The sequence below is a fragment of the Phocicoccus pinnipedialis genome (assembly GCF_903994035.1).
Lineage (GTDB): Bacteria > Bacillota > Bacilli > Staphylococcales > Salinicoccaceae > Phocicoccus > Phocicoccus pinnipedialis.
Window position 1 is genome coordinate 183,208 of sequence record NZ_CAJEWB010000004.1, and the last position, 25,898, is coordinate 209,105.

General features: G+C 37.2%; 29 protein-coding genes. 27 read left to right on the forward strand and 2 right to left on the reverse strand.

The window, feature by feature from the left end; all coding sequences use genetic code 11:
• The first annotated feature begins 13 nt into the window (after window positions 1–13).
• The 19 genes from glyA to yidC all read left to right on the forward strand — a co-directional run bounded on the left by glyA (window position 14) and on the right by yidC (window position 15,651).
• On the forward strand, window positions 14–1,249 hold the full coding sequence (glyA, locus tag H9D55_RS01540; protein WP_186076246.1) for a serine hydroxymethyltransferase: 1,236 nt from the start codon (window positions 14–16) through the stop codon (window positions 1,247–1,249).
• 23 nt (window positions 1,250–1,272) lie between these two features.
• Window positions 1,273–1,902, forward strand: a complete 630-nt coding sequence (upp, locus tag H9D55_RS01545; protein WP_186076248.1) for a uracil phosphoribosyltransferase — start codon at window positions 1,273–1,275, stop codon at window positions 1,900–1,902.
• 1 nt (window position 1,903) lies between these two features.
• Window positions 1,904–3,028 (forward strand): non-hydrolyzing UDP-N-acetylglucosamine 2-epimerase, encoded by a 1,125-nt coding sequence (gene wecB, locus H9D55_RS01550; protein ID WP_186076250.1) that lies wholly within the window; start codon window positions 1,904–1,906, stop codon window positions 3,026–3,028.
• Window positions 3,029–3,150: 122 nt separating this feature from the next.
• Window positions 3,151–3,513 carry an ATP synthase subunit I gene (locus H9D55_RS01555; protein WP_186076252.1) on the forward strand — a complete coding sequence of 121 codons (363 nt, stop codon included), beginning with the start codon at window positions 3,151–3,153 and terminating at the stop codon, window positions 3,511–3,513.
• A 4-nt stretch (window positions 3,514–3,517) separates the two neighbouring features.
• Window positions 3,518–4,255 (forward strand): F0F1 ATP synthase subunit A, encoded by a 738-nt coding sequence (gene atpB, locus H9D55_RS01560; RefSeq protein ID WP_186076254.1) that lies wholly within the window; start codon window positions 3,518–3,520, stop codon window positions 4,253–4,255.
• 47 nt (window positions 4,256–4,302) lie between these two features.
• Window positions 4,303–4,515, forward strand: a complete 213-nt coding sequence (gene atpE / locus H9D55_RS01565) for a F0F1 ATP synthase subunit C (RefSeq protein ID WP_186076256.1) — start codon at window positions 4,303–4,305, stop codon at window positions 4,513–4,515.
• Between the two features lie 92 nt (window positions 4,516–4,607).
• Window positions 4,608–5,126, forward strand: a complete 519-nt coding sequence (locus H9D55_RS01570) for a F0F1 ATP synthase subunit B (RefSeq protein ID WP_186076258.1) — start codon at window positions 4,608–4,610, stop codon at window positions 5,124–5,126.
• Entirely contained in the window at window positions 5,126–5,668 is a 543-nt protein-coding gene (atpH, locus tag H9D55_RS01575; RefSeq protein WP_186076260.1) for an ATP synthase F1 subunit delta, read from the forward strand. Before H9D55_RS01570 ends, atpH begins: the two co-directional genes overlap by 1 nt.
• 14 nt (window positions 5,669–5,682) lie before the next feature.
• The gene (gene atpA / locus H9D55_RS01580) at window positions 5,683–7,191 is read left to right on the forward strand and encodes a F0F1 ATP synthase subunit alpha (RefSeq protein ID WP_186076262.1); all 1,509 of its coding nucleotides are present in this window, start codon (window positions 5,683–5,685) and stop codon (window positions 7,189–7,191) included.
• Window positions 7,192–7,224: 33 nt separating this feature from the next.
• A complete protein-coding gene (gene atpG, locus H9D55_RS01585) occupies window positions 7,225–8,100 on the forward strand; it encodes an ATP synthase F1 subunit gamma (protein WP_186076264.1) in 876 nt (291 codons plus the stop codon).
• 23 nt (window positions 8,101–8,123) lie between these two features.
• The gene (atpD, locus tag H9D55_RS01590; RefSeq protein WP_186076266.1) at window positions 8,124–9,539 is read left to right on the forward strand and encodes a F0F1 ATP synthase subunit beta; all 1,416 of its coding nucleotides are present in this window, start codon (window positions 8,124–8,126) and stop codon (window positions 9,537–9,539) included.
• Between the two features lie 16 nt (window positions 9,540–9,555).
• Window positions 9,556–9,963 carry a F0F1 ATP synthase subunit epsilon gene (locus H9D55_RS01595; protein WP_186076268.1) on the forward strand — a complete coding sequence of 136 codons (408 nt, stop codon included), beginning with the start codon at window positions 9,556–9,558 and terminating at the stop codon, window positions 9,961–9,963.
• A 71-nt stretch (window positions 9,964–10,034) separates the two neighbouring features.
• On the forward strand, window positions 10,035–10,241 hold the full coding sequence (locus H9D55_RS01600; protein ID WP_235963081.1) for a DUF1146 family protein: 207 nt from the start codon (window positions 10,035–10,037) through the stop codon (window positions 10,239–10,241).
• Window positions 10,242–10,313: 72 nt separating this feature from the next.
• Window positions 10,314–11,594: a UDP-N-acetylglucosamine 1-carboxyvinyltransferase gene (murA, locus tag H9D55_RS01605; RefSeq protein WP_186076272.1), complete on the forward strand. Its 1,281-nt coding sequence runs from the start codon at window positions 10,314–10,316 to the stop codon at window positions 11,592–11,594.
• Between the two features lie 16 nt (window positions 11,595–11,610).
• Window positions 11,611–11,805 carry a DNA-directed RNA polymerase subunit beta gene (locus H9D55_RS01610; protein WP_235963075.1) on the forward strand — a complete coding sequence of 65 codons (195 nt, stop codon included), beginning with the start codon at window positions 11,611–11,613 and terminating at the stop codon, window positions 11,803–11,805.
• Between the two features lie 5 nt (window positions 11,806–11,810).
• Entirely contained in the window at window positions 11,811–12,245 is a 435-nt protein-coding gene (fabZ, locus tag H9D55_RS01615) for a 3-hydroxyacyl-ACP dehydratase FabZ (protein WP_377275330.1), read from the forward strand.
• A gap of 723 nt (window positions 12,246–12,968) precedes the next feature.
• A complete protein-coding gene (locus H9D55_RS08230; protein WP_186076276.1) occupies window positions 12,969–13,814 on the forward strand; it encodes a LysM peptidoglycan-binding domain-containing protein in 846 nt (281 codons plus the stop codon).
• Window positions 13,815–13,916: 102 nt separating this feature from the next.
• Window positions 13,917–14,705, forward strand: coding sequence for a bifunctional hydroxymethylpyrimidine kinase/phosphomethylpyrimidine kinase (thiD, locus tag H9D55_RS01625; protein ID WP_186076278.1), 789 nt, complete (start codon window positions 13,917–13,919; stop codon window positions 14,703–14,705).
• Window positions 14,706–14,790: 85 nt separating this feature from the next.
• On the forward strand, window positions 14,791–15,651 hold the full coding sequence (yidC, locus tag H9D55_RS01630) for a membrane protein insertase YidC (RefSeq protein ID WP_186076280.1): 861 nt from the start codon (window positions 14,791–14,793) through the stop codon (window positions 15,649–15,651).
• 159 nt (window positions 15,652–15,810) lie between these two features.
• On the opposite strand, the gene cls is transcribed toward yidC, so the two are convergent.
• Window positions 15,811–17,292: a cardiolipin synthase gene (gene cls, locus H9D55_RS01635; protein ID WP_186076282.1), complete on the reverse strand. Its 1,482-nt coding sequence runs from the start codon at window positions 17,290–17,292 to the stop codon at window positions 15,811–15,813.
• Between the two features lie 131 nt (window positions 17,293–17,423).
• Here cls and H9D55_RS01640 point away from each other — a divergent pair, with 131 nt between their 5' ends.
• A complete protein-coding gene (locus H9D55_RS01640; RefSeq protein WP_186076283.1) occupies window positions 17,424–17,561 on the forward strand; it encodes an Lmo0850 family protein in 138 nt (45 codons plus the stop codon).
• 49 nt (window positions 17,562–17,610) lie between these two features.
• On the opposite strand, the gene H9D55_RS01645 is transcribed toward H9D55_RS01640, so the two are convergent.
• Complete coding sequence (locus tag H9D55_RS01645; RefSeq protein WP_328795558.1) at window positions 17,611–18,801, reverse strand: FtsW/RodA/SpoVE family cell cycle protein; 1,191 nt, start codon at window positions 18,799–18,801, stop codon at window positions 17,611–17,613.
• Window positions 18,802–18,901: 100 nt separating this feature from the next.
• Here H9D55_RS01645 and H9D55_RS01650 point away from each other — a divergent pair, with 100 nt between their 5' ends.
• The 7 genes from H9D55_RS01650 (at window position 18,902) to alr (ending at window position 25,875) form a co-directional block, all read left to right on the forward strand.
• Window positions 18,902–20,248 (forward strand): UDP-N-acetylmuramoyl-tripeptide--D-alanyl-D-alanine ligase, encoded by a 1,347-nt coding sequence (locus tag H9D55_RS01650; RefSeq protein WP_186076284.1) that lies wholly within the window; start codon window positions 18,902–18,904, stop codon window positions 20,246–20,248.
• Between the two features lie 82 nt (window positions 20,249–20,330).
• Window positions 20,331–21,815 (forward strand): DEAD/DEAH box helicase, encoded by a 1,485-nt coding sequence (locus H9D55_RS01655; RefSeq protein ID WP_186076285.1) that lies wholly within the window; start codon window positions 20,331–20,333, stop codon window positions 21,813–21,815.
• An 88-nt stretch (window positions 21,816–21,903) separates the two neighbouring features.
• Window positions 21,904–22,371 carry a PH domain-containing protein gene (locus H9D55_RS01660; RefSeq protein ID WP_186076286.1) on the forward strand — a complete coding sequence of 156 codons (468 nt, stop codon included), beginning with the start codon at window positions 21,904–21,906 and terminating at the stop codon, window positions 22,369–22,371.
• The gene (locus H9D55_RS01665; RefSeq protein ID WP_186076287.1) at window positions 22,364–23,920 is read left to right on the forward strand and encodes a PH domain-containing protein; all 1,557 of its coding nucleotides are present in this window, start codon (window positions 22,364–22,366) and stop codon (window positions 23,918–23,920) included. Before H9D55_RS01660 ends, H9D55_RS01665 begins: the two co-directional genes overlap by 8 nt.
• Complete coding sequence (locus tag H9D55_RS01670) at window positions 23,892–24,377, forward strand: PH domain-containing protein (RefSeq protein WP_186076288.1); 486 nt, start codon at window positions 23,892–23,894, stop codon at window positions 24,375–24,377. Before H9D55_RS01665 ends, H9D55_RS01670 begins: the two co-directional genes overlap by 29 nt.
• On the forward strand, window positions 24,374–24,721 hold the full coding sequence (gene acpS, locus H9D55_RS01675) for a holo-ACP synthase (RefSeq protein ID WP_186076289.1): 348 nt from the start codon (window positions 24,374–24,376) through the stop codon (window positions 24,719–24,721). Before H9D55_RS01670 ends, acpS begins: the two co-directional genes overlap by 4 nt.
• 14 nt (window positions 24,722–24,735) lie before the next feature.
• A complete protein-coding gene (alr, locus tag H9D55_RS01680) occupies window positions 24,736–25,875 on the forward strand; it encodes an alanine racemase (protein ID WP_186076291.1) in 1,140 nt (379 codons plus the stop codon).
• Window positions 25,876–25,898 lie beyond the last annotated feature (23 nt).

Genomic DNA, 25,898 nt, shown 5'->3' on the forward strand with positions numbered 1-25,898 from the left:
GGAGAGTTTTGAAATGTCTTACATCGAAAACAACGACAAAGAATTATATGACGCGATTCAGAAAGAATTTGATCGACAAAATAACAACATCGAGCTTATTGCTTCTGAAAACTTTGTTTCTAAGGCTGTGCTAGAAGCACAAGGTTCTATTCTTACAAATAAATATGCAGAAGGCTACCCAGGTAAGCGTTACTACGGTGGTTGTGAATACGTAGATATCGTTGAAGATTTAGCGCGTGACCGAGCGAAAGAAATCTTTGGTGCAGAGCATGCGAACGTTCAACCACACTCAGGTTCCCAAGCAAACATGGCAGTATATTTCTCAGTATTAAAACCTGGGGATAAAATTTTAGGTATGAATTTAAGTGACGGTGGACATTTAACTCATGGCGCACCTGTTAACTTCAGTGGGAAGTTATTCAACTTCGTCAACTACGGAGTGAATAAAGAGGAAGCAATCGACTACGATGAATTAAAAGAAGTTGCAATTAAAGAGCAACCGAAATTAATCGTCGCAGGAGGTAGTGCGTACTCACTTAAGATCGATTTCAAGAAATTCCGTGAAATTGCCGACGAAGTTGGCGCATACTTGATGGTTGATATGGCACACATTGCAGGACTTGTTGCTGCTGGTCTTCATCCGAATCCAGTTCCATATGCAGACTTCGTGACTTCTACAACACATAAAACGTTACGTGGACCACGTGGCGGTTTGATTTTAACTAAGGCAGAGCATGCAAAAAAAATTGATTCAAATATTTTCCCAGGAATTCAAGGCGGCCCATTAATGCACGTAATCGCAGCTAAAGCAGTTGCTTTTGGTGAAGCATTGAAACCTGAATTCAAAGATTACCAAGAACAAGTTATTAAAAATGCACAAACTTTAGCAAACCGTCTACAAGAAAATGGACTTAGAATCATTTCTGGTAGAACTGAAAATCATTTATTCTTAATTGATACTAAAGGATTTGGTTTAACAGGTAAGGCTGCTGAAGAAGCTCTAGATGAAATTGGTATTACATGTAACAAAAACACAATTCCATTTGAAACTGAGTCACCATTTGTGACAAGTGGTCTCCGCATGGGTACACCAGCAATGACAACTCGCGGTTTCAAAGAAGAAGACATGTTAGAAGTTGCAGATTTAATTGTAGAAACTTTAACACGTCATAAAAATGGCGAAAGCTTAGATGGACTTCACGATAAAGTTGAAGCTCTGACAAGCAAGTATCCACTTTATGAAGACTAATCTATATTTTTCGGAGGCACACTATGTCAAAAGTACAAGTAATGGATCATCCATTAATTCAGCACAAACTTGGTTATATCAGAGATAAAAACACGTCAACTAAAGAATTCCGCGAACTCGTGGATGAAGTAGGTATGCTAATGGCATATGAAGTAACTCGTGACCTAACATTAGAAGATGTTGAAGTTGACACACCAATCAAAACAACTACAGCCAAGAGGCTAAGCGGCAAAAAGATCTGTCTCGTGCCTATTTTACGTGCGGGACTAGGAATGACTGATGGAATTCATAGCTTAATTCCTTCTGCGCGTATCGGGCACGTTGGATTATATAGAGATCCTGAAACTCTTGAAGCTGTTGAATATTACGCGAAATTCCCTAAAGACATCGAAGAACGAGACATTTTGGTTATCGACCCAATGCTTGCGACTGGTGTCAGTGCGATAGAAGCGATTGATGCGGTTAAAAAACGTGGAGCAACTAAGATTAGATTTATTTGCTTAATTGCTGCTCCGGAAGGTGTAGAAGCGTTAAAAGAAGCCCATCCTGATGTAGATATTTACATCGCTGCTTTAGACGAAAGACTTGATGAACATAGCTACATTATTCCTGGTCTTGGTGATGCAGGGGATAGATTATTTGGGACGAGATAAGATGAAGAAAATTATGGTGGTGTTCGGAACACGTCCAGAGGCGATCAAAATGGCACCGCTTGTACACGAATTACAAAAAGACGAACACTTAGAGCCAATTGTTGTTGTAACAGCGCAACATCGCGAAATGCTCGATCAAGTTTTACAAACATTTGATATAAAACCAGATTATGACTTGAATGTGATGCAGAAAGAGCAAACGCTCTCTAGCATCACTTCACTAGTGTTAACACGTATTGAATCTATCATTAAAGAAGTGAACCCAGATATGGTTTTAGTTCATGGGGACACAACTACAACTTTTGCAGGGGCACTGGCAGCGTTCTATCAAGAAATTGATGTTGGTCATGTAGAGGCAGGGCTTAGGACATATCAAAAATATGCGCCATATCCGGAAGAGCTTAACCGTCAAATGACGACAAGACTTTCAGACCTTCATTTTGCTCCGACTGCACTTTCAAAAGAAAACTTAATTAAAGAAAACGTAGATGAGTCTAAAATCTTTGTTACGGGCAATACTGTGACAGATGCGCTTCATACAACTGTTCATGATGAATACAAGAGCGAAATTTTAGATAGACATAAAGATAAGCGAATTGTACTCTTAACAGCACACCGTCGTGAAAATCTCGGTGAAAAAATGGAGAATATATTTAAAGCAGTGCGAGATATTGTTGACGGTCATTCAGACGTCGTTGTTGTTTATCCAATGCATAAAAATCCTAAAGTGCGTGATTTAGCAATGGAACATCTCGTTCATGAACGAATTGAGCTCATAGAACCGCTAGATGTTATTGATTTTCACAACTTTGCTTCACAAAGCTATTTGATTTTAACGGACTCAGGCGGAATTCAAGAAGAGGCACCGTCTCTCGGTAAACCAGTTCTTGTTTTACGCGATGTAACAGAGCGTCCTGAAGGGGTAGAGGCAGGCACTTTAAAACTCGTGGGCACAGATAGAGAAAGCATTTTTGAATCGGCAGACGCACTATTAGATGACAATGTTGCATATAAAAAAATGTCAGAGTTACAAAACCCGTATGGTGATGGAAACGCGTCGAAACGTATTGTAGACGTTATAAAGTATCATTATGGTTTAAGTTATGGATATCCAAAAGAATTTTGAATGTGTCAACTTTAAGTGTATTTCTCAATACGGTTGACACTTAGGGTAGTAATTCGATAAAATCTAATAGGTATGTAAAAGCTTTCTTTTCATATTGATTTACTGTAGGAGACGTATACTAAGTGACGGTATTTAAAGCTTTTTTAAGACATTTCGTGATATATTTCGCTATTTTTATGCTTATATTCTTAGCGTGGTACTTCATCACAAAATCAAGCATTGCACTTGGGTTAATCCTCGGTACAGTGATATCGATTTTTATGGCATTTAGTTGGTATGTTAACTTGAGGCGAGCATATGATGAAGATGAAACAAACATCAGAACAGGCTCGGCTACGAGAATAATATTAGTAATTCTCGCATGTGTAATATGGTACAAATTTAATGAATACATCAACATTTTTGGTGTGCTCTTTGGATTATTACTTACATATATACTTATTTTATATCATGCGACAACTACGCAAATTTTTAGAAAGAGGTGAAGAAATGGATCACGGAACTCCAACGTTTCAGACAAACTTGTTTGGTATACCAATCGTATTTGATTTAGCCACATGTTTTATGATCGTTGTAACCAGTTTGATTGTCTTCTTTGTACTGTTCTTTATGACACGTAGACTTGCAATCAAACCTACAGGGAAAGCGCAAGTATTAGTAGAGTGGCTTATGGACTTTGTACGCGGTATTATCACGAGCAACATGGCATGGCGTGATGGCGGACGATTCCACTTCTTAGCACTCACTATGATTGTGTTTATCTTTGCGGCAAACTTAATTGGTATTCCATTTACATTCGTTGCTCCTGACGCGGAACACACATTATGGTGGAAGTCACCAACAGCAGACCCAACTGTTACATTAACGCTTGCGGCACTGATGATTGTTATGACTCACTATTACGGTGTTAAAGCGAGAGGATTTAAAGAATACGCAAAAGCTTATGCAAAACCACTACCTTTCTTAGTACCAATCAAGATTTTAGAAGAGTTTACTTACAACCTAACTCTTGGATTGCGACTATACGGTAACATTTTTGCAGGGGAAATTTTACTTACACTCCTTCTTGGATTAGTGACATCAGGTTCTGTAATTGCAGCAGTTGGTGGATTTATTCCTATGATGGTATGGCAAGGATTTAAGACGTTCATCGGAGCGTTACAAGCATTTATTTTCGTTATGTTATCAATGGTTTATCTGTCTCACAAAGTGAGCGAAGACCATTAATATAAAATATTAAAAAAATAATTCAATTTTCTTAGGAGGAAATTTTAATGAGCTTATTAGCAGCTGGTATTGCAGCAGGTTTAGCAGCACTTGGTGGTGCGATTGGTATCGGTTTAGTAGTTTCGAAAACAGTTGAAGGTGTAGCACGTCAACCTGAATCACGTGGTCCATTAATGACGATCATGTTCATCGGTCTTGGTGTAGTAGAAGCCGTGCCAATTATTGCAATCGTTATTTCATTCTTATTACTCTTCAGATAATAAGCATTTATATAGGCGAAGTCTTACGGGATTTCGCCATATCTTTTATGAACTTAAGTCTATGTGAACTTTCTTGAAAGGAGTGTACATAAGTGGATCTAATTATTTTAGGCGCTGCAGGTGAAACTATGGCAACAGCTTTTGGTACGTCACTTGTACTGTTAGTCAGTTTCTTAGTACTACTCGGTGCGCTTTCATACTTTGTATGGAATCCAGTTAAAAAAATCATGGATGACCGTGAAAAAGTCATTCACGACGATATACAGAATGCTGAAAACAGCAAAAAAGATGCAGCTCGTTTACGAGACGAGAATGAAGCACTCTTAAAGCAAACGCAGTCTGAGATTTCAGAGATGTTTGAGAACTCTCGTAAACAAGCTAACGCTGAGCAAGAGCTCATTATCAAAGAAGCTAACGCGCGTGCAAGTCATTTAATTACAGAAGCAAAAGCGGACATTGAACGTGAGAAAGAAAGAGCAATGCGTGAAATAAACGATCAGGTTGCAGACTTATCTGTGTTAATTGCTGAAAAAGTGATTCAAAAAGAATTAACTGCAACAGATCAACAAGAACTCGTGAAAAAGTACCTACAGGAAGCAGGGGATAGATAATGACTGAGGCAGCAAGACAGTATGCCGATGCACTGTTTCAAGTAGTAAAAAAACACGATAAGCTAGAAGATACGCTAACAGAATTCAATGAAGTATTACAAGCAGTAGAATCTGTTGAAAACTTCGATGACTTCATGACGAATCCACGTATCTCAAAAAACACAAGACTAGAAGCAGTGAAATCAGCTTTTAAAGATGTGAATCCGTACCTACGAAATCTAATTTTGATTTTAACGGAGAAAAGTCGCACAGTTTTGTTACCAAGCATAAAAGATGAATTCGAACTACTATATGATGAATTCAACAATCAAGCGAGAGTTACAGTAGAATCTATCTACGAATTATCGACAGAAGAATTAGACAAATTAGGTAAAATTTTCATAGCTAAAACGGGCTATGAGAAATTACTGATCACAAACAAAATCAATAAATCTCTTATCGGTGGTTTCAGAGTTCTGATCGGTTCTAAAGTTTACGATGAATCAATCTTAAGTCAATTGAACGTTATCCGTAATAGATTTAAACGAATTAAGAATAATTAAGGAGTGAAATTTCTATGGCAATCAAGGCTGATGAAATTAGTGCTCTCCTAAAATCCCAAATAGAAAACTATGAAGCAGACTTACAAGTATCAGACGTTGGTACAGTTATTGAAGTTGGTGACGGCATTGCCGTTGCTCATGGTTTAAACGATGCGATGGCTGGAGAATTACTAGAATTCCCTAGTGGTGTACTAGGCTTAGCTCAAAACCTTGGAGAAGGCGATGTTGGTATCGTTATTCTAGGACCATATCAAGACATTAAAGAGGGCGATGAGGTAAAACGTACAGGTCGTATCATGGAAGTACCTGTTGGAGAAGAACTCATTGGACGTGTAGTTAACCCACTTGGCCAACCAATCGATGGTAAAGGGCCTCTTGGAACCACAAAAACACGCCCGGTAGAAAGCCCAGCAACAGGAGTAATGGATCGTAAATCAGTTTTCGAACCATTACAAACTGGAATTAAAGCAATTGACGCATTAGTACCAATTGGACGTGGACAACGTGAATTAATCATTGGTGACCGTCAAACTGGTAAAACGACACTTGCAATTGACACAATTTTAAACCAAAAGAACGAAGATATGATTTGTATCTACGTCGCAATTGGTCAAAAAGAATCTACAGTTCGTGCAACAGTAGAAACATTCCGACAACACGGTGCTCTTGACTACACTATCGTAGTATCAGCGGGTGCATCAGAACCAGCGCCACTACTATACGTAGCTCCATATGCAGGAGTTGCAATGGGTGAAGAGTTCATGTTTAACGGAAAACACGTATTGATTGTTTACGATGACTTATCTAAACAAGCACAAGCCTACCGTGAGATGTCACTATTACTTCGTCGTCCACCAGGCCGTGAAGCATATCCAGGTGACGTTTTCTACTTGCATTCTCGCTTACTAGAGCGTGCAGCGAAATTAAATGATGAACTCGGTGGAGGATCTATTACAGCACTTCCATTCGTAGAAACACAAGCAGGAGATATCTCAGCATTCGTACCTACTAACGTAATCTCAATTACAGACGGTCAGATTTTCTTACAATCAGACCTATTTTTCTCAGGTGTACGTCCAGCAATCAACGCCGGTCTTTCAGTATCACGTGTAGGTGGTTCTGCACAGATAAAAGCGATGAAAAAGGTAGCAGGTACATTGCGTCTAGACTTAGCAGCATACCGTGAACTTGAGGCATTCGCTCAGTTCGGTTCTGACTTAGATGCCGCAACTGCTGCAAAACTTAAACGTGGTCAGCGTACTGTGGAAGTGCTTAAACAAGGTGAAAACAAGCCACTTCCAGTAGAACAACAAGTTGTTATTCTATACGCATTAGTTAATGGTTATCTTGATGACATCGAAGTTAAAGATGTAAACAGATTTGAAGACGAATTCTTAAGCTGGTTAAAATCCAACAACGAAGATCTTCTAATTAAGATCCGTGAAACACATGATTTACCAGACAAAGATGAGTATGATACAGCGATTACTAGCTTCAAAAAGCTATTTAGTACAAGCAAATAAATGACCCATTATTAGAAAAAGGATGGTGAAATCATGGCTTCATTAAGAGAGATAAAAAGTCGTATTACTGCAACTGAAAAAATGAGTCAGCTAACAAGTGCAATGAACATGGTAGCAAACTCTAAGTATGCACGTTCTGAACAGAACACGAAGAAGTTCCGTCCTTACATGGACCGCATGCAAGAAACAGTTCAAGCGATTGCTTCAAGTGGTGCAGGTAATTTGCACCCAATGTTACAAGAGCGACAGGTAAAGCGCGTTGGTTATCTTTTAATCACGAGTGATACTGGTAAAGCAGGTCCTTATAACGCGAATGTTATCAAGGCAATTACGACACAAATCCATGAACGCCATAAAGGTAACCAAGACGAAGTTTCACTTATTGTCTTAGGTAAGATTGGTTATGACATCTTAAGAACGCGTAACTATACTGTAGATGATTATAGAGTCGGGTTACCTGATCAGCCATCATTTTCGGATGTGAAAAAAATTGCACATGCCTCTATTAGAGGTTTTGAAAGAGAAGAAATCGATGAACTATACATTATTTATAATGAGTTCGTATCGATTCTTGAACAGAATGTAAAAGTAAGAAAACTCTTACCAATGTCAGAATCTGACCTTGAAACACAATCTGAATTCTCAAGTCTCGCATCTTATGAATTTGAACCCGATAAGGAATCAATTCTAGAGACATTACTACCACAATATGCAGAAGCAATTATCTACGGCGCATTACTTGAAGCAAAAACAAGTGAACATGCTGCTCGTATGACAGCAATGAAAGCTGCTACAGATAACGCAAACGAATTGATTGGCGACTTAACGCTTTCTTATAACAGACTAAGACAAGCGGCAATCACTCAGGAAATTACTGAAATCGTAAGTGGTGCACAAGCACAACAATAAAAATAATTATAGGAGGAACTCTAATGGCTTTAGGACACGTGGTCCAAGTTATGGGACCAGTTGTTGACGTGCGTTTTGAAGAGGGAGAATTACCTGCATTAATGAACGCTCTCACAATCGATCATAAAAAAGAAGGTCAACAAGCAATCGAGCTTACATTAGAAGTTGCACTTCACCGTGGAGATAATATTGTAAGAACTATTGCAATGAGTTCTACAGATGGATTACAACGTGGTATGGAAGTTGTAAACACAGGTAAACCAATCTCTGTACCAGTAGGTAACATTACATTAGGTCGTGTATTCAACGTATTAGGCGAACACATTGACTTAGGTGAACCAATTCCAGAAACTGAACTTAGAAACCCAATTCACCGTGAAGCACCTCAATTCGAGGATCTTTCGGTGTCAGTTGAAATTTTAGAAACAGGTATTAAAGTAGTGGACTTGTTAGCACCATATACTAAAGGTGGTAAAATTGGACTATTCGGTGGTGCCGGTGTAGGTAAAACTGTATTAATCCAAGAATTAATCCACAACATCGCGCAAGAACACGGAGGTATTTCAGTGTTTGCTGGTGTTGGAGAACGTACTCGTGAAGGTAACGACCTTTACTTCGAGATGGAAGAATCAGGAGTAATCAGTAAAACTGCAATGGTATTCGGACAAATGAACGAACCACCTGGAGCACGTATGCGTGTTGCATTAAGTGGTTTAACAATGGCGGAATACTTCCGTGATGTTGAAGGACAGGACGTACTTCTGTTTATCGACAACATTTTCCGTTTCACTCAAGCTGGTTCGGAAGTATCTGCATTACTCGGACGTGTACCGTCTGCTGTTGGTTATCAACCAACACTTTCAAGTGAGATGGGACAACTCCAAGAGCGTATTACTTCAACGAACAAAGGATCAGTTACATCTATCCAAGCGGTATTCGTACCTGCCGATGACTATACTGACCCAGCACCAGCTCAAACTTTTGCACACTTAGATGCGACAACAAACCTAGAGCGTAAAATCTCTGAAATGGGTATTTATCCTGCGGTAGACCCATTAGCATCTACATCACGTGCACTTTCACCAGCAGTAGTTGGAGAAGAACACTACAATGTAGCACGTGAAGTACAATCTACATTACAAAGATATAGCGAATTACAAGATATTATTGCAATCTTAGGTATGGATGAGTTATCTGAAGAAGACAAAGCTTTAGTAGGACGCGCACGTCGTGTACAATTCTTCTTATCTCAAAACTTCCACGTAGCAGAACAATTCACTGGCCAAAAAGGTTCTTATGTACCTGTTACAGAAACAGTACAAAACTTCAAGGAAATTCTTGAAGGTAAATATGACCACATTCCAGAAGATGCGTTCCGTCTTGTAGGTAACATTGAAGAAGCTCTCGAAAAAGCACGTCAAATGGGTGTAGAAGTTTAAACAGGGAGGTTAGACAATGAGTACAATTGCATTAGATGTAGTTACTCCTAACGGATCTGTGTTTAAAGAAGAGAATTGCGAGATTATTATTCTCCAAGCGAAACAGGGAGAGTTAGGTGTCATGGCTGGGCACATTCCAACTGTTACACCATTAAAAATTGGAAGCGTCAGAGTTAAAATCAATGGTGAGTATGAATATCTTGCTGTTACTGAAGGGTTTGCAGAAATCAGACCTGATCATGTAACAGTACTTGTTCAAGCGGGTGAGTTTGCAGATGATATTGACACGGACAGAGCAAGAGCTGCTAAAGAACGTGCCGAAGCATTACTGAAGCAAGCAGAAGCTGAGCATATTGATCAAGTTCGTGCGAGCCTTGCACTAGAACGTGCAGCAAACAGACTCAAAGTTGCTCAATATAATTGATACAAAGTCTAAGGGAAACCTTAGACTTTTTTTAAGGGAGTTTTTAAATGATTGCCTCACAATTAGCATTAATGCATATTATTTTACACATTGTGTGTACGATATTTGCATTCTATTTGTTAGACTGCTTAAATATAGAAGTGTTATTTAAAAAGAGCAAACCTGAAAAAATTAGGCTTGTGATAATCCTTTTAGCAATATTACTCGGAACATCCCTGAGTAATTTTATTATGGATTTATTTACGGAAATACAAGTAGTAGCGTTATTGTTTGGTTAGGGTAATTGCTTTACAGTAACCTATTATCACTATAGAATTAAGATATAATTGATATTTTTATGGAGTGAGAGTATGGAAAGAATTATCGTTAAGGGTGGAAGAAAATTAAGTGGTTCAGTTAAAATTGAAGGTGCAAAAAATGCAGTGTTACCCATCCTTGCAGCCTCTCTCTTAGCTTCTGAAGGGAAATCCGTTATCAGCAATGTACCGGAACTCTCCGATGTTTCTACATTAGCAGATTTACTGTCGATCTTAAAAGCAGATGTTGAAGTAGATAAAAACAAAGTTAAAATTGATGCGAGCAATGAACTGAGTACGAATGCGCCATATGAACTCGTAAGTAAAATGCGAGCATCGATGCTCGTAATGGGTCCATTACTTGGTCGTTATGGTAAATGTGAGGTTGCAATGCCAGGTGGTTGTGCAATCGGCTCTAGGCCCATTGAACAACATTTAAAAGGATTCGAAAAAATGGGTGCGACTTTCAATACAACTGATGGTTTTATTGAAGGAAGAGTAGATGGACAACGACTTAAAGGTGCCAAGATTTTACTCGACTTCCCAAGTGTGGGTGCAACTCAGAACTTAATGATGGGAGCAGCGCTTGCAGATGGTGTCACTGTTATTGAGAACGCAGCTATGGAACCTGAAATTGTAGACCTCGCTAACTATATCAATCGCATGGGTGGCAAGATAAGCGGTGCAGGTACAGGGCGTATGAGAGTCGTCGGTGTAGAAAAGCTCGTTGGAACAAAACATAATGTTATTCCAGATAGAATCGAAGCAGGTACATTTATGATTGCATCTGCAATTACAAGAAGTGAAATTGAAATTCAAAATGTTGTGATCGAGCACTTAAGTGCTGTTGTGTCGAAGCTAGAGGAAATGGGTGTAAAATTTGTCGAAGATGGAGAAAACGTACGTGTCATTCCAAATGAGACGTTAAAAGAAACAGATATAAAGACATTACCTCACCCAGGGTTCCCAACGGATATGCAGAGTCAGATGATGGCTTTACTTTTATCTATTGATGGTACAAGTATTGTAACTGAAACTATTTTTGAAAATAGATTTATGCACGTCACAGAATTCAATAGTATGAACGCGGATATCTCTCTACAGGATAATCACGCAGTTATCCGTGGTGGCCGTGAACTACATGGTGCGCGTGTTAAAGCAACAGACTTAAGAAGTGCAGCGGCACTAATCTTAGCTGGTCTCATTGCAGAAGGCTTTACTATTGTAACTGAACTTAAACATCTAGATCGCGGATACGTTGATTTTCATGGCAAGCTTGAAAGATTAGGTGCAAACATTGAGCGTGTATCTGACGAGACAGAGATAGAGTATTAAAGAAAGTGTGATGAATTTGGCAACGAATACGGACGATAGAAAACTTGTACATCGTAAATTCCCACTCTTAGTTAGAATTTTAATATATTTATATTTAGCGCTCATGTTGTCTATTATCGGACTGATGATCGGTTATGGTATCTTAGATAATCCTTTTGAAGTTTTTAGGATTGAAACATGGGAACATATTATTGATTTAACGAAGGAATGATGAATGTGTTAACGTATGATCAAATTAAGGCAATTATTCCACATAGACCACCATTCTTACTAGTAGACAAAATAACTGAACTAGTACCTGGTGAAAAATGTGTTGGATTAAAACAAGTATCAGGTAATGAACCATATTTTGTAGGACATTTCCCGGAGTATGCTGTAATGCCTGGTGTGTTAATCGTAGAAGCACTTGCACAAACAGGAGCAGTTGCATTATTACAGCAAGAGGAATTCAAAGGTAAACTTGCATTCTTCGCAGGAATTGATAAATGCAGATTTAAACATCAAGTAACACCTGGAGATACTCTAGAACTCACAGTTGAGATTACTCGAATCAAAGGTCCAATTGGGAAAGGTACTGCTGTAGCAAAAGTAGACGGTAAAGTTGCTTGCCAGTGTGAAATTACATTCGCAATTAGTGAACCAGTTGAGTAAATTTTACTCAACTGGTTTTTTTGTTTTTTAGAATCTAAATATATAGATTCCTATTCTATTTACACAGTTTTTCATTTACTGCGGCTTATTTGATATTGTATAATCCAAAGTTGAAAAACTGCATTTTGCTTGTACAGTAAAAATTTTATATAGTACAGATAAGAAAGGAGAACTTATCAAGTATCGAAATATCTGATCGATAATCCTCGATTGTAAAATCAATAAGATATTCCCCCCTAACATAAGAAATTCACCTTGATTACTGTTACTTCGTGTAACAAATTTTAGAATTACCTCACTTTCATACTCACAACTCAAATAAAACAACTTATTTTTACTCAGCGCGTGTAAAATAGGTTGTTTTTTGTTTTTAGTTTGTAACAAAACTCTCTTACATTACAATTGTCAGATTTTGATGCGTAAAATTAATTTCAAATAAACCTTGATATGACAGGGTTTGTATATATGAAAATGAAATGTCACATTATTAAATTATTTATATGTCATGCAGGATTTGTAAAGCAACATCAATGTAATGAAACGGTAACACAGCACGAAATCTTTTATACTACTGTAACCTATGTAACTTTTTTTCATGATAGTATTATAAACAGTTGGTTGAGCAAATGACTCAGCCTGTTACTTTAAAAAGCAGATTACGTATATATATTATCGAAACCGACATCGAATTAAGTCGAGACACTTATTGGAGGATTTATTCTTATGAAGAAAAGTATTATCAGTTTAGGTGCAGTAGCATTAGTATCAGGTGCAATCATGGCAAATGATGAAATTGCAGAGGCTGCAACACATAAAGTTAAAAGTGGAGATACACTATCTGCAATTGCAGTAGATTATAACACTACAGTTAAAGCTTTAAAGAAAGAAAATAAATTAAGCTCTGACTTAATTTTAACTGGTCAAGAACTTAAAATTGATGAGGTTGAAGTTAAAGAAGAAACTAAGACACATAAAGTAAAATCCGGTGACACTGTTGCTAAGATTGCTAATAAATATGAAGTTAATGTATCAGACGTTGTTGCATGGAACGATTTAGAATCAGCGGACCTTATCTTTGTTGGTCAAGTATTAAATGTTTCTAAACCTGAAGGTTTTGTTGTAAAAGCATCTGAAACGAATCAAGCTCCAGCACAACAAGCTCCAGCTCAAAATGTTTCAAACAACAATAACTATTCACAACCAACACAACAACAAAAGCAACCCGTACAACAAGCTCCAGCTCAAAATGTTTCTAATAATAACAATAACTATTCACAACCAGTACAACAAAAGCAACCATCACAACCAGCACAACAAGCTCAGCAACCATCAAACGGTGGTCTAAACTGGTCAGGATTAGCTGCATGTGAATCAGGTGGAAACCCAAGCATCGTTTCAGCAAACGGTATGTACCACGGTCTTTACCAGTTTGACGTTCAAACTTGGAGATCAGTAGGTGGATCTGGACTTCCATCAAATGCATCAGCTGCTGAACAAACTAAGAGAGCGCAAATGTTATATAACCAAAGAGGTTCTAGTCCATGGCCTGTATGTGGTGCAAGACTATAATCGAACACTCACTTAAACTTTTGCCCAAGCAAGCGCTTGGGCATTTTTTTATTTAAGTTATTATAGATACTTGTGTTATTATTTAAAAAAAGGAGAGATGACATGTCACATATACCTATTGCTTTAACGGTTGCGAGTAACGATCCAACAGGTGGATCTGGAGTTATCGCTGATATTAAAACATTTCATAATTTAAATGTATTCGGTATGGCAGCAATCACAAACTTAACAGCACAAAACTCTCAAGGGATCCATGAAATATTAGAAATTCCACCAGAGTTTTTAGAAGAACAATTATCAAGTATTTTTAGTGATGCCATTCCTTATGCCATGAAATCAGGGATGGTCCCAAGTGCAGATATGGTAGATATCATCAAAAAGTATATAAAAGGATACGATATCCCGTTTGTTATGGATCCATTTATCTTTTCAAAAGAAGGAAAAAGAATTATTGACACGGGATTACAAAATAAACTTGCAACTACATTACTACCGTATGCGAGTGTAGTGACTCCGAATATTAAAGAAACAGAAGCAATGACTGGAATTGATATTAAGGATGAGTCAGATATCAAGACGGCAGCGAATATTTTCCTGAAAGAAATTGGTGTGAAAAGCGTGCTAATTAACGATAGTCAAATGACAGGAAAAGCGTGTGATTATCTATATACGCGCACAAAAGAAGTAAAATTATCTGGTCCGATCATTAAATCCAAGAACTTACGTGGAGTGGGTAGCACATTCTCAGCAGTAATTACAGCGGAGCTCGCAAAAGGACAAGATTTAGAGAGTGCATTTAGAAAAGCTAAGATGTTTGTAACGAAGGCGATTGAGAATGGATTTGATATTGGTAAAGGTAATGGTCCAATCAGTCACTTCATCGAACTTTAATTTTTAAAGTTTAATACATTAGTTTATCTAACTTGTGATTTATGGTACAATCACTCTTGTGTATATAATATTTTGAGGTGAAATTATGTCGAAGAAATGGCTATTTGGAGTGACGATGACACTCGTATTATTCTTAGCCGGATGTGACTATTCTAAAGAAGAGAACAGGTCTGGATTTTTTTATAATACATTTGTAAGCCCGATGGATAACATCCTTCACTGGCTTGGGGATCAATTAAATAACAATTATGGTCTAGCAATCATCGCTTTAACACTGATTGTAAGACTCGCAATTTTTCCATTCATGATGCGTACGTATAAAAACCAAATGCTCATGAGAGAAAAAATGAAAATCGTTAAACCACAAATGGATGATATTCAAAAGAGAATGAAACTTGCAACGACACAAGAAGAAAAGATGGAAGTTCAGCAAGAAATGATGGGACTTTACAAGAAACACGATATCAACCCACTTAACGTAGGGTGTTTACCGATGTTCATTCAAATGCCGATCGTAATGGCGTTGTTCTTCGCATTAAAATATCCATCAGAAGGTGGAATTGTAGAACACCCAGACTTCTTATGGATGAACTTAACTGAAGTAGACTACATCATGGTTGTGATTGCAGGTATCGTATACGCAGTACAAGCATACGTTTCAACGCTCTTCTTACCAGAAGAACAGAAGAAACAAATGCGTTTATTCATGTTTATTTCGCCAATTATGATTCTTTGGATTTCATTCATCTCACCAGCAGCATTACCTCTATACTGGGCTGTCGGCGGTATCTTCTTAATCGTACAAACAATCATTGGTAACGTGTACTATCGTACAAAAGTTGAAGAAGAAATGGCACCAATAATTGCAAGACACGAAGAAGAGCAAAGAGAAAAAGAGCGTAAAAAGAAAGGTGTTCAAGTAGCACCAAGTAAAAAACGTAAATAATAATTAGAATACCATGAGCACAGAGCTTGTGGTATTTTTTTATAGGCGCAGGAGAGAGATGTGCGCGGTCGTGACAGGAAGTTGTACTTCTATTATTTGGACAGAATAATTCTCTATACTAAAATACCCCTCATGCTCTTACACAAGGGGTTCACACATTTAAAGTATTGGCGAAATCAGGTTTGCAATTGCTTCTTTTAATTTAATCCACATACTTCTTTCTTCATAGATTTCTGGTGTCAGTAGTTTACTGTTGATTGCATCTTTTTCAAATGCCTCTCTCTGCTGTACGGCTTCTTTTCTATCAAATATAAATGCATTAACTTCAAAATTTAGTGCAAAGCTTCTATTATCCATATTCGTAGATCCGATACTCACTACTTCATCGTCGATCATCACTGTCTTTTGGTGTAAGAATCCTTTTTGGTAGATGAAGATTTTAGCACCCATTTGTGAGAGAATTCCTACGTTATGATATGTGCCCCAATATACAAACGGGTGATCTGGAAAACTTGGTATCATGATGTTCACATTCACACCAGAGAGTATCGCAATCTTTAGGGCTTCCATAATTGATTGGTCAGGAATGAAGTAAGGCGATTGTATATATATGTCCTTCTTTGCTGAGTTAATCATCTTCAAGTAACCAAATTTAATTTGTTGCCATTTTTCATCTGGCCCACTTGTGGCAATCTGCATCGTCGTATTACCTACATTTTCGATATCTGGGAAATATCTTGGGTGATGAACCATCTTGTTTCGGCTACCTTGTGAGTTCCAATCGAGCATAAACCTCAACTGCAGTGACTTTACAGCGTTACCTTTAATTCTTAAATGCGTGTCACGCCAATAACCGAATTTCTTAGAGTTACCAATGTATTCGTCTCCAACGTTAGACCCACCCGTGTAACCTATACTTCCATCTATGATAACGATTTTACGGTGGTTACGGTTGTTGATACGCGGATTAATTACTGATAAAAAACTTGGAAAGAATGCTTCTACATGTCCACCGAGTGAACGGATTTCTTTAAAGTTACGGAGTCTAAGTGTCCTAGATCCCATATCATCATAAAGAATTCGAACAGAGACTCCTTCTCTTTGTTTTTCAAGAAGCGCTTCATAAATTTCTTTACCGAGATTGTCCAGCCTAAAAATATAATACTGAAAATGAATATGATCTTTTGCATTCTTGATATCTTCTAACATCTGTCTAAATAGATCTGGAGTTCTATAGTACGTGTCGATATGGTTATTAGACGTGACGAAACTTTGGTTGTTGTAGAGTAACATATGAATCAGTTTTGTATGCTTTGTCGCAACATAACTATCTAGTTCAAAATTATTTTTTCTTATTTCCTCCAACTGTTCTTGAACAAGATACTCAAGACCAATTTTATTTTCTTCGGGAATTTCAAAAATCTTCTGGTTATAAACGGTTCTACCTAATAGTAAGTAGAGTATAAAGCCTAAAATGGGAATGAAGAACAAGATTAATAACCAAGCCCATACACTTTGTGCACTTTTTCTTTCCCAAAAAATCATACCTAACGCAAGGAAAAAGTTAATGAGTAAGATGGTCATAGTAATGATAGTAGCCGCACTTGAGCCGGACAGAAATGTGATTAGAGTGTCGAACATTCTCATTTTCCTTTCATTTAAACTTAATCTATTTGTGACAAAGAAGTAACTATTATTACTAAATACGTATAGTAATAGAGTCTAATAAATATTATAATAGTGTTAACTTAACAGATAAGGAGTTTATTATCATGAAAAATGACAATTCAAAAATCAAAGAAGTTGTTGAAATACTCCGTGAACTGGGTGTGAGAGTTTCTATTACACCATCAAGAATCGAGCTTATGAAACGCATTAGTTCAAATCAAACACTAAGATTAAACGAATAAGATATATTTAAACGGAAAGTGATACTTTATACACTTTCCGTTTATTTTTTTATAATAGTCTCTTATGTTTCCTCTCATCAACTCTATAGAAGTAAATACTGAGAACAATTCCAATACCTACCATATTTGCCCATAGGCCACTACCACCATAACTTAAAAATGGAAGAGGTAGTCCAGTGATTGGTAGAATCTGAATCGTCATTCCAATATTTTGGAAGATATGGAAGAAGAGAAGTGAAACATAACCTATAATAAAGTAGCTTCCAAAAGAATCTTTTGTTGCAAGTGATATTCTGATTAAGTGAACGAGTAAAAGGAATAAAAGGATGACGACGATGGTCGTGCCTATAAATCCAAACTCTTCACCTACGATCGTGAAAATAAAATCTGTGTGGTTTTCAGGGATATAAATAATACCATCGCTGTAACCCCGCCCTTTAACGCCACCAGAACCAATCGCGATAAGTGAATTCATGAGTTGGAATCCGATATCCGATCCGTAATCCTCAGGTCTTAACCAAGAATAGATACGATCTAATTGGTAAGAATGAATGCCGAATTTATTGATTAGATCTGGACGATACAGAATCCCCAAGATAAGGGATATTCCAACAGTCGAGACCATGAATACTACAGGCAAAATAATCCACCAGCTGATCCCTGATACAACAACCATACCAAAGAAAATCGCGAGCATAACAAGCGTAGTACCTAAGTCATTTTGCATTAAGATTAAAATCATTGGTATTAATGATACAAGCCCGAGCTTTACAAGTAAACGAACATCCATATTCAAACTATTGTGCGGTTTATATTTATTGTGTTGACTGATCACATAACTCATAGTCAGAATATAAATGATCTTCATAAACTCAGATGGTTGGATACTGAAGAAGCCAAATTGATACCAACTCTTTGCACCATTAATGATTGGCGTCAAGTTATCAAATGGTGAGAAGTGTAGAAATAGTAAACTAAAAATACCTACAGCATAAATCAGCCATATATATTCTTGAAAAAGTCTAAAGGGTATGACCATTATCATGAATGCAATAAAGAAACCGAAAACATAAAAATAAAATTGTCGTATCGCAAAGTTAGTACCATATTGCCCACTAGTCATTGCGGAATAAATCAGTGTAATACTAATTATCGCTAAGACGGCAATCTGTATTACCAATATCCAATCTACGCGAGCGAAGTAGCTAAAATTCATGCGTTTAAATTTTGAATAATTCAAATCAGTCACCTAATTTATTTAAATATAGAAAATATGACATAACAAAGTGTCTATCATATAATTATAGCATGTACAAATTATAATAAGGAATGGAAATAAAATGTTAAATATAACGATCGAAAAACTTTCGGAATTCACAAATGGTACTATGAATTGCAAAGCCACAGAGATAAAAGACGTGAGTATAAAAGGAGTGTCAATAGATACGAGAACAATCGAGGAAAATAATTTATTTATACCATTTGTTGGTGAAAATGTGGATGGGCACAAATTCATTGAACAAGCGTTAGAAAGTGGAGCAACCATCGCTTTATCAGAAAAAGAACGTAATGACGTTCCGGTTATAGTAGTTGAAAACGCCAGAAAAGCCCTTGGGTTGCTCGCTAAAAACTATCTGAATACGTTTAAGCCAATGGTTATCGCGGTAACAGGGTCAAACGGCAAAACGACAACTAAAGATATGATTGAATGTGTCTTACAACATAAATACAAGGTAGAAAAGACACAAGGTAACCTAAATAATGAGCTCGGAATGCCGCTCACGATTCTTTCTACAAGTGAAGAGACAGAGATTCTCATCTTAGAAATGGGAATGGATAGTGTTGGAGATATTCACTATTTATCTGATATCGCTAATCCAGACATCGCTGTGATTACGAGTGTCGGAGAATCTCACTTAGAGAAACTTGGCTCACGCGAAAAAATTGCGGAAGTTAAATATGAAATTGTGGATTTCTTAAAAGATGACGGACTCTTTATTTATTCAAAAGATTACCAGATGCTAGAAGATATTGTAGATAAGAACAAGCCATACACGATCAAGACTGTTGGTGAAAACGAGAAAAATGGTATGCATATTAAAAATGTTTTAGAGAGACTAGAGGGCACAGAATTTACTTTAGACACTGCGAACTTCAAGATACCACAACTTGGTCGTCACAATGCTCTAAATGCGTCATATGCGATTATGATTGCGCGTGAACTTGGAGTGACAGATAAACAATCTGCAGAGGCGCTTCTGAAGCTTCGCGTTACAGGAATGCGCATGGAACAAAAAGAGCTTTCTAATGGTACGATTCTCATCAATGATGCATACAATGCGAGCCCATCATCTATGAAAAGTGCGATCGACACAGTGAGAGATTTACCGTACGAAAGTAAAGTGTTGGTACTTGGTGATATCTTAGAACTCGGTTCGTATAGTGAAGCACTCCATTATGATATTGCAACGCATATCAACCAAGATAATAACTTTACTCATATCTTAACGTTTGGTGAAGGCGCAAAAAATATTAGCGATAATATTAAGAAACCAAATAGCGAACACTTTACTGATATCGATGATCTAATAGAGAAAGTAAACAAAGTGATTGGAAATAGAGTTGTTGTTTTACTAAAGGCGTCTCGTGGTATGAAATTAGAACGGGTCGAAGAAAGAATAAAATAATTCTTGTACTGTGTAGCTAAAAGTGGTAATATAGAGAAGTTGTACACTTACGAGGTATATAATAGTCAAAGGAGACTAAAAGTTGAAATTTTTTAAAGAATTAGGTGTAAGTGAGAAAACTATTCAAGCAATAGAGGATATGGGTTTTGAAAAACCCACACCAATCCAAGAGAGTAGTATTCCACTCGCATTAAATAATGAGGATATCTTAGGACAAGCACAAACTGGTACAGGTAAAACAGGTGCTTTCGGTATTCCTTTAGTTGAGAAAGTAAAAAAAGGTGAAGGTGTACAAGCCTTAATCTTAGCGCCAACACGCGAACTTGCGGCACAAGTTGGAGAGCAGTTGAAAGCATTTGCTAAGTATAAAAAACTTAACGTAAATGTAATTTTTGGTGGAATGTCCATCGCTAAACAAATCGGTGATTTAAAGAGAAAACCTGAAATCATCGTGGGTACACCAGGTCGTGTAATCGACCACATCAACCGTAGAACATTGAGACTAGATAGCATTAACACACTCGTTTTAGATGAAGCGGATGAAATGATGAATATGGGATTCATTGATGACGTTACGTTCATCATGGATAAGTTACCAAAAGGGAATGTCCAAACGTTATTATTCTCTGCAACGATGCCTAAAGCGATCCAAGAGCTTGTGACACGCTTTATGCATGATCCAAAAATTGTTAAAACGATGAATCAAAATGACTCTGATCCACAGATCGAAGAGCACTACACAATTGTAAAAGAGTTAGAAAAACTCGACACATTTGTAGACTTCTTAGACGTTCATCGTCCAGAACTTGCGATTGTATTCGGTCGTACGAAGCGTCGTGTAGATGAATTAACAAGCGCATTAATTGCGAAGGGTTACCAAGCGGAAGGTTTACACGGTGACATCACGCAGTCTAAACGTCTTGAAGTACTCAAGAAGTTCAGAAATGATGCATTACAAATCTTAGTAGCAACAGACGTTGCCGCTCGTGGACTCGACATCTCAGGCGTATCACACGTATATAACTTTGATATCCCGCAAGATGCAGAAAGCTATACGCACAGAATTGGTCGTACAGGCCGTGCTGGTAAAGAAGGTATGGCATTAACTTTTGTTAACCCAGTTGAAATGGGATATGTACGTTTAATAGAAGAGACGAAAAAGAAAAAGATTTCTCCACTTCGTCCGCCAAACAAAAATGAAGTAGAAGCTGCACGTAAAGCGAGCATCTTCGAAAAAATTAGAAAATGGCAAGAAAAAGAAATTAATGCTGAGTCATACAAACTTGCTACGGAACTCGTTACTGAATTTGAGCCACAAGAAGTAATCGCTACTCTTGTAAATGAATTCTTATATAGAAAAGACGATGATAACATTCAGCTATCGTTTGAAAAACCACTTTCTCGTAGGAGTACAAAGGGCGATGGCAAACATCCGTATAAACGCGGTGGAAACAGAAAAGATAACCGTGGGAGTAAAAGACGTAGCGGTAATCAAGGTGGCAAAGGGTATCACAAGAACAAAAAAAGTTCAAACCGTACACGTACCTTTAAAGACCATATGAAATAAAATTAAGCATCCTACAGAGTAGGATGCTATTTTTATTTTTATATGCAAAATATCTCATGTATAATTAATAAAATAAGGGAGGGCAACTATGATTCGATTATCATACGACGTCAGAAAGTATTTACGATTAAAATCATTAATCACATTTTTTATTATACTTATTTTTTATTTAATTATTGCAGGATTAATTTTCTTTCTTGATTTTTATAAAGAGTGGATACTACTCGGTCTTTTAGTATTAACAGTGTTACATCTCATTATTTTTGTCATAATCAAACCTAAAATCTATCAAAATGTAACAAAATATCAAGTGTTTAAAACACGTGTTGTTACAGTTGAAGGATTTATTATTGTTGAGCATAAAATGCTTCCTCTTAAACGCGTACAAGGGGTGCGTGTCGCTCATGGTATTATTTCAAGAAGATATGGTCTAGCAAACATGACAGTAACAACAGCTGGTACATCGTTTAAATTACCTCCATTAAAAATTGAAGAGGCATATGCATTACAAGCGCAAATGATAGACCTCGTAAAGGAGGAATTTACCTATGAATAACCCTCAAAAATTACATCCATTAGCTTATCTAGGAGCAGTTGGCTCAACGCTAAAAACATTCTGGATACCTGCAGCTGTATTTCTATTTAACTTTATTGGTGGAGATGGTTTCAAAGGTAATCCCTATCTTCTGTATATAGGGATTCTTGTATTTTTATTTATGATTGTTTTGATTGTTATGGATATCATCCAAAAATATAAGACAAGATTTTGGATTGAAGACGGAAAGTTTATCTTTAAGACAGGTATTTTTGTCCTTAAGGAAAAAGAGCTTACAATTAATCGAATTCAGTCTATAGATATTACGCAACCAATATTCCTCCGAATCTTTGGTGTGTGTAAATTAGATATTCAAACACCAGCCGACGGTATTTCGATCGACGGTATAAAGCTATCACAGGCTGAGGAAATTCGTAGAAGCGTATATAAAGAAAAAGCTGAGGAGAAAGATGACATTTTTGTTGCTTCAGATGAATATACCGATGTTGAACAGGTTGAAGATAGTAAAAATGTAGCGACTGAATTTGTTCCTGAAGCAGAAATGAAACTCATCCATCAAATGTCTATGAAAGAGCTATTCATTATGGCTATGACGAGTGGTGGACTTGGAATCTTTATTGCTGGTTTCTTTACGTTTTTAACGACGTTTAACATCGACACATTTGTTGCTAATTATATCGAAGTTAACTTACAAAAGCTCGTCACGTCGATGCTCATACTTACTGTAGTAATAGCAATTGGTGTGATCATTGTTGGATATGTTATCGGAACAGTGATTCTGCTGATTCGTTACTATGATTACAAAGTCTTTGAAGACAATGACGATTTAATAGTTCAATATGGTTTGCTTGAAAAAAAGAGAGTCACAGTCAATATTAATCGTGTTCAAAATATCATTATTAAAGATAACATCCTGAGACGTATGTTTGGATTCAAGTCGCTATATGTCACGATCATGGGTGACTCTGAAGAAGAGTTAAGCGACGGAAAAGTAATGATAGTCCCACTAATCAAGACAAGATTATTGTTTGATATCGTGAATCAATTCTTCCCGAATTATGAAATCAAACGACCGGTAAAGTTCGTAAAAAAACACGCGTACAGAAGATACTTTACCATTCGTAGCATTATTATACTCGCGATCTATGGAGCGCTTGTTTATGTTAGTAACGAATACTTCGTACCAGTTGCATTTTGGCTGATCGCAGTAATCGGAGCGTTTGTGTTTATCTTACAAATTATTTCGGCACTTTATTCTGCGAAACATACAGGGTACACAATCAATGGAGATGAAATTAATATGATGGAAACGTCATTCTTTGCGAGATCTCATTATGCAATTAAATCAGAGAAGATAAACACAGTCGAATGGCATAATAACCCATTCACGAGACGTGCACAACTTGGAACTGTATCAGTTATAACCGCAGGTGGAGTGCTCGACTCTAGCGTGACTTTAAAGCATTTAGAACGAAGTGATATTGATGAAATATGGGACTTTGTAGAAGGGGGTATTATTGATGAAGCAAATATCGAAAAATGCGATTAAGTATAGACGTGTAACAAGTGCGCTTTATTTAATTATTCCAATCGTAATTTTAGTAGTACTTTGCGTTGCATTGATTTTTACCCCGAGTGAAGTGGATATTTATCTTTATATAGCAATGGGTGGCATATTGTTAATCACGCTGATTTACGTGGGGTATTTCATTGTTTTAGAACCGATGTTGAAGTACAAGTACTTTAGATACCAGATTGAAAATGGGGAACTCATCGTAGAAGAAGGAATTTTCACACGTAAAAGGCATGTTGCTCCATTGTTTAGGATTCAAAATATAGATGTCACTGAAGGGCCGATCATGAGAAAATTTGGTCTTTCTGGAATCACCTTTGCTACGGCAAGTGAAACCCTCTATATCACCGAACTAGAAAAAGAAGAAGCAGCCGCACTTAGACAGAACGTTAGAGAAATAATCAATAAAAGTAAGCGAGGTTCTAGCGTATGATTACAGGTCTTGGTACAGATATCGTAGAAATTAAGAGAATCACACGTGCAAACAATGAAGATAGGCTCGCACAAAGAATACTTTCAGAAAACGAACTGAAGGTTTACAATGGTATAAATAATGAAACGAGAAAGAATGAATATGTTGCAGGTCGTTTCAGTGCGAAGGAAGCATATAGTAAAGCACTAGGTACTGGAATCGGGGCACATGTACAGTTTCATGAAATTAGCATCATGAATGATAAGATGGGGAAACCATTTATTGAAGGCAGCAGTGCGTTAATCTCCATCTCTCATTCTAGAGAATATGCAACAGCAACTGTAATACTAATAGATAGTAACTAACTGGAGTGGATGAAATGAGCGATAGATTTTATAGAGATGCGCAGGTGAATATTGACTTAGACAAAATCGGTCAGAATTATGATGCAATTAAGGCAGAAGTGAATAAGAAGATAATTGCTGTTGTGAAATCTAATGCTTACGGACACGGCTCTCGTGCAGTAGCGAGATACTTAGAAGAGAAGGGTGTCGACTTCTTTGCAGTCGGAACTTTAGATGAAGCAATTGAACTCAGAATGCATGGCATTAAGAGTAAGATTTTAGTTCTAGGAATCATCAATCCTAAAGACATCAACAAGGCGATACAACATAGAGTAGCAATCACGGCACCTTCTAAAGAGTGGCTCGTCGGTTCACTAGATAGCATCAGTGAAGAATATGACAAAGAAGTATGGATTCACATTAAAGTAAATGGTCATATGAATCGATACGGCACAAAGGATATTGCTGAAATTAAAGAAATGATTGAGTTAATTCATAACTCGAAATACTTCGTGTACGAAGGACTGTTTTCTCACTTTGCGATGGCGAGCGTAGACAAAGACCATGCAGTAATAGAGCGTGAAGAATTCAAGAAAATCGTTGACTCAGTGGATACACCGGAATACATCCATATCTCAAACACAGCAGGAGCCCTACTTGTCGAAGATGAATTCACAAATGCTGTACGTGTAGGCATTGGACTTTACGGGTACTATCCAAGTGAGTACACGAAGAAGCACACAGACGTAATATTACAGCCTGCACTTGACTTGATTTGCCAAGTCGCAGACACACATGAAGTTAAAAAGGGCGAGACAGTTGGTTACGACGAATCATTTATTGCAGAAACGGATATGTCAGTTGTAACGATACCAATCGGTTATGGTGACGGCTTGTTAAGAAAACACAGTGGGTATCATGTAGAAATAAACGGAGAGCAATGCCAAATAGTTGGTCGCGTATGTATGGATGCTACGATGATTTCCTCAAACGCGAAGCGTGGGGATGTTGTCAAAATCATTGTGAGTGATCCAAACAGTCGTCAGTCACTAGAAAATTTTAGTAATTATGTAGATACTATTTCGTACGAATCGACATGTTTACTTTCAAGAAGATTACCGAGAGTTTACGATTCTGAGTCAAATAAAGCGATATTCAATGAAATCTTGAAATAACCGATAAAAACACTTTATATGTG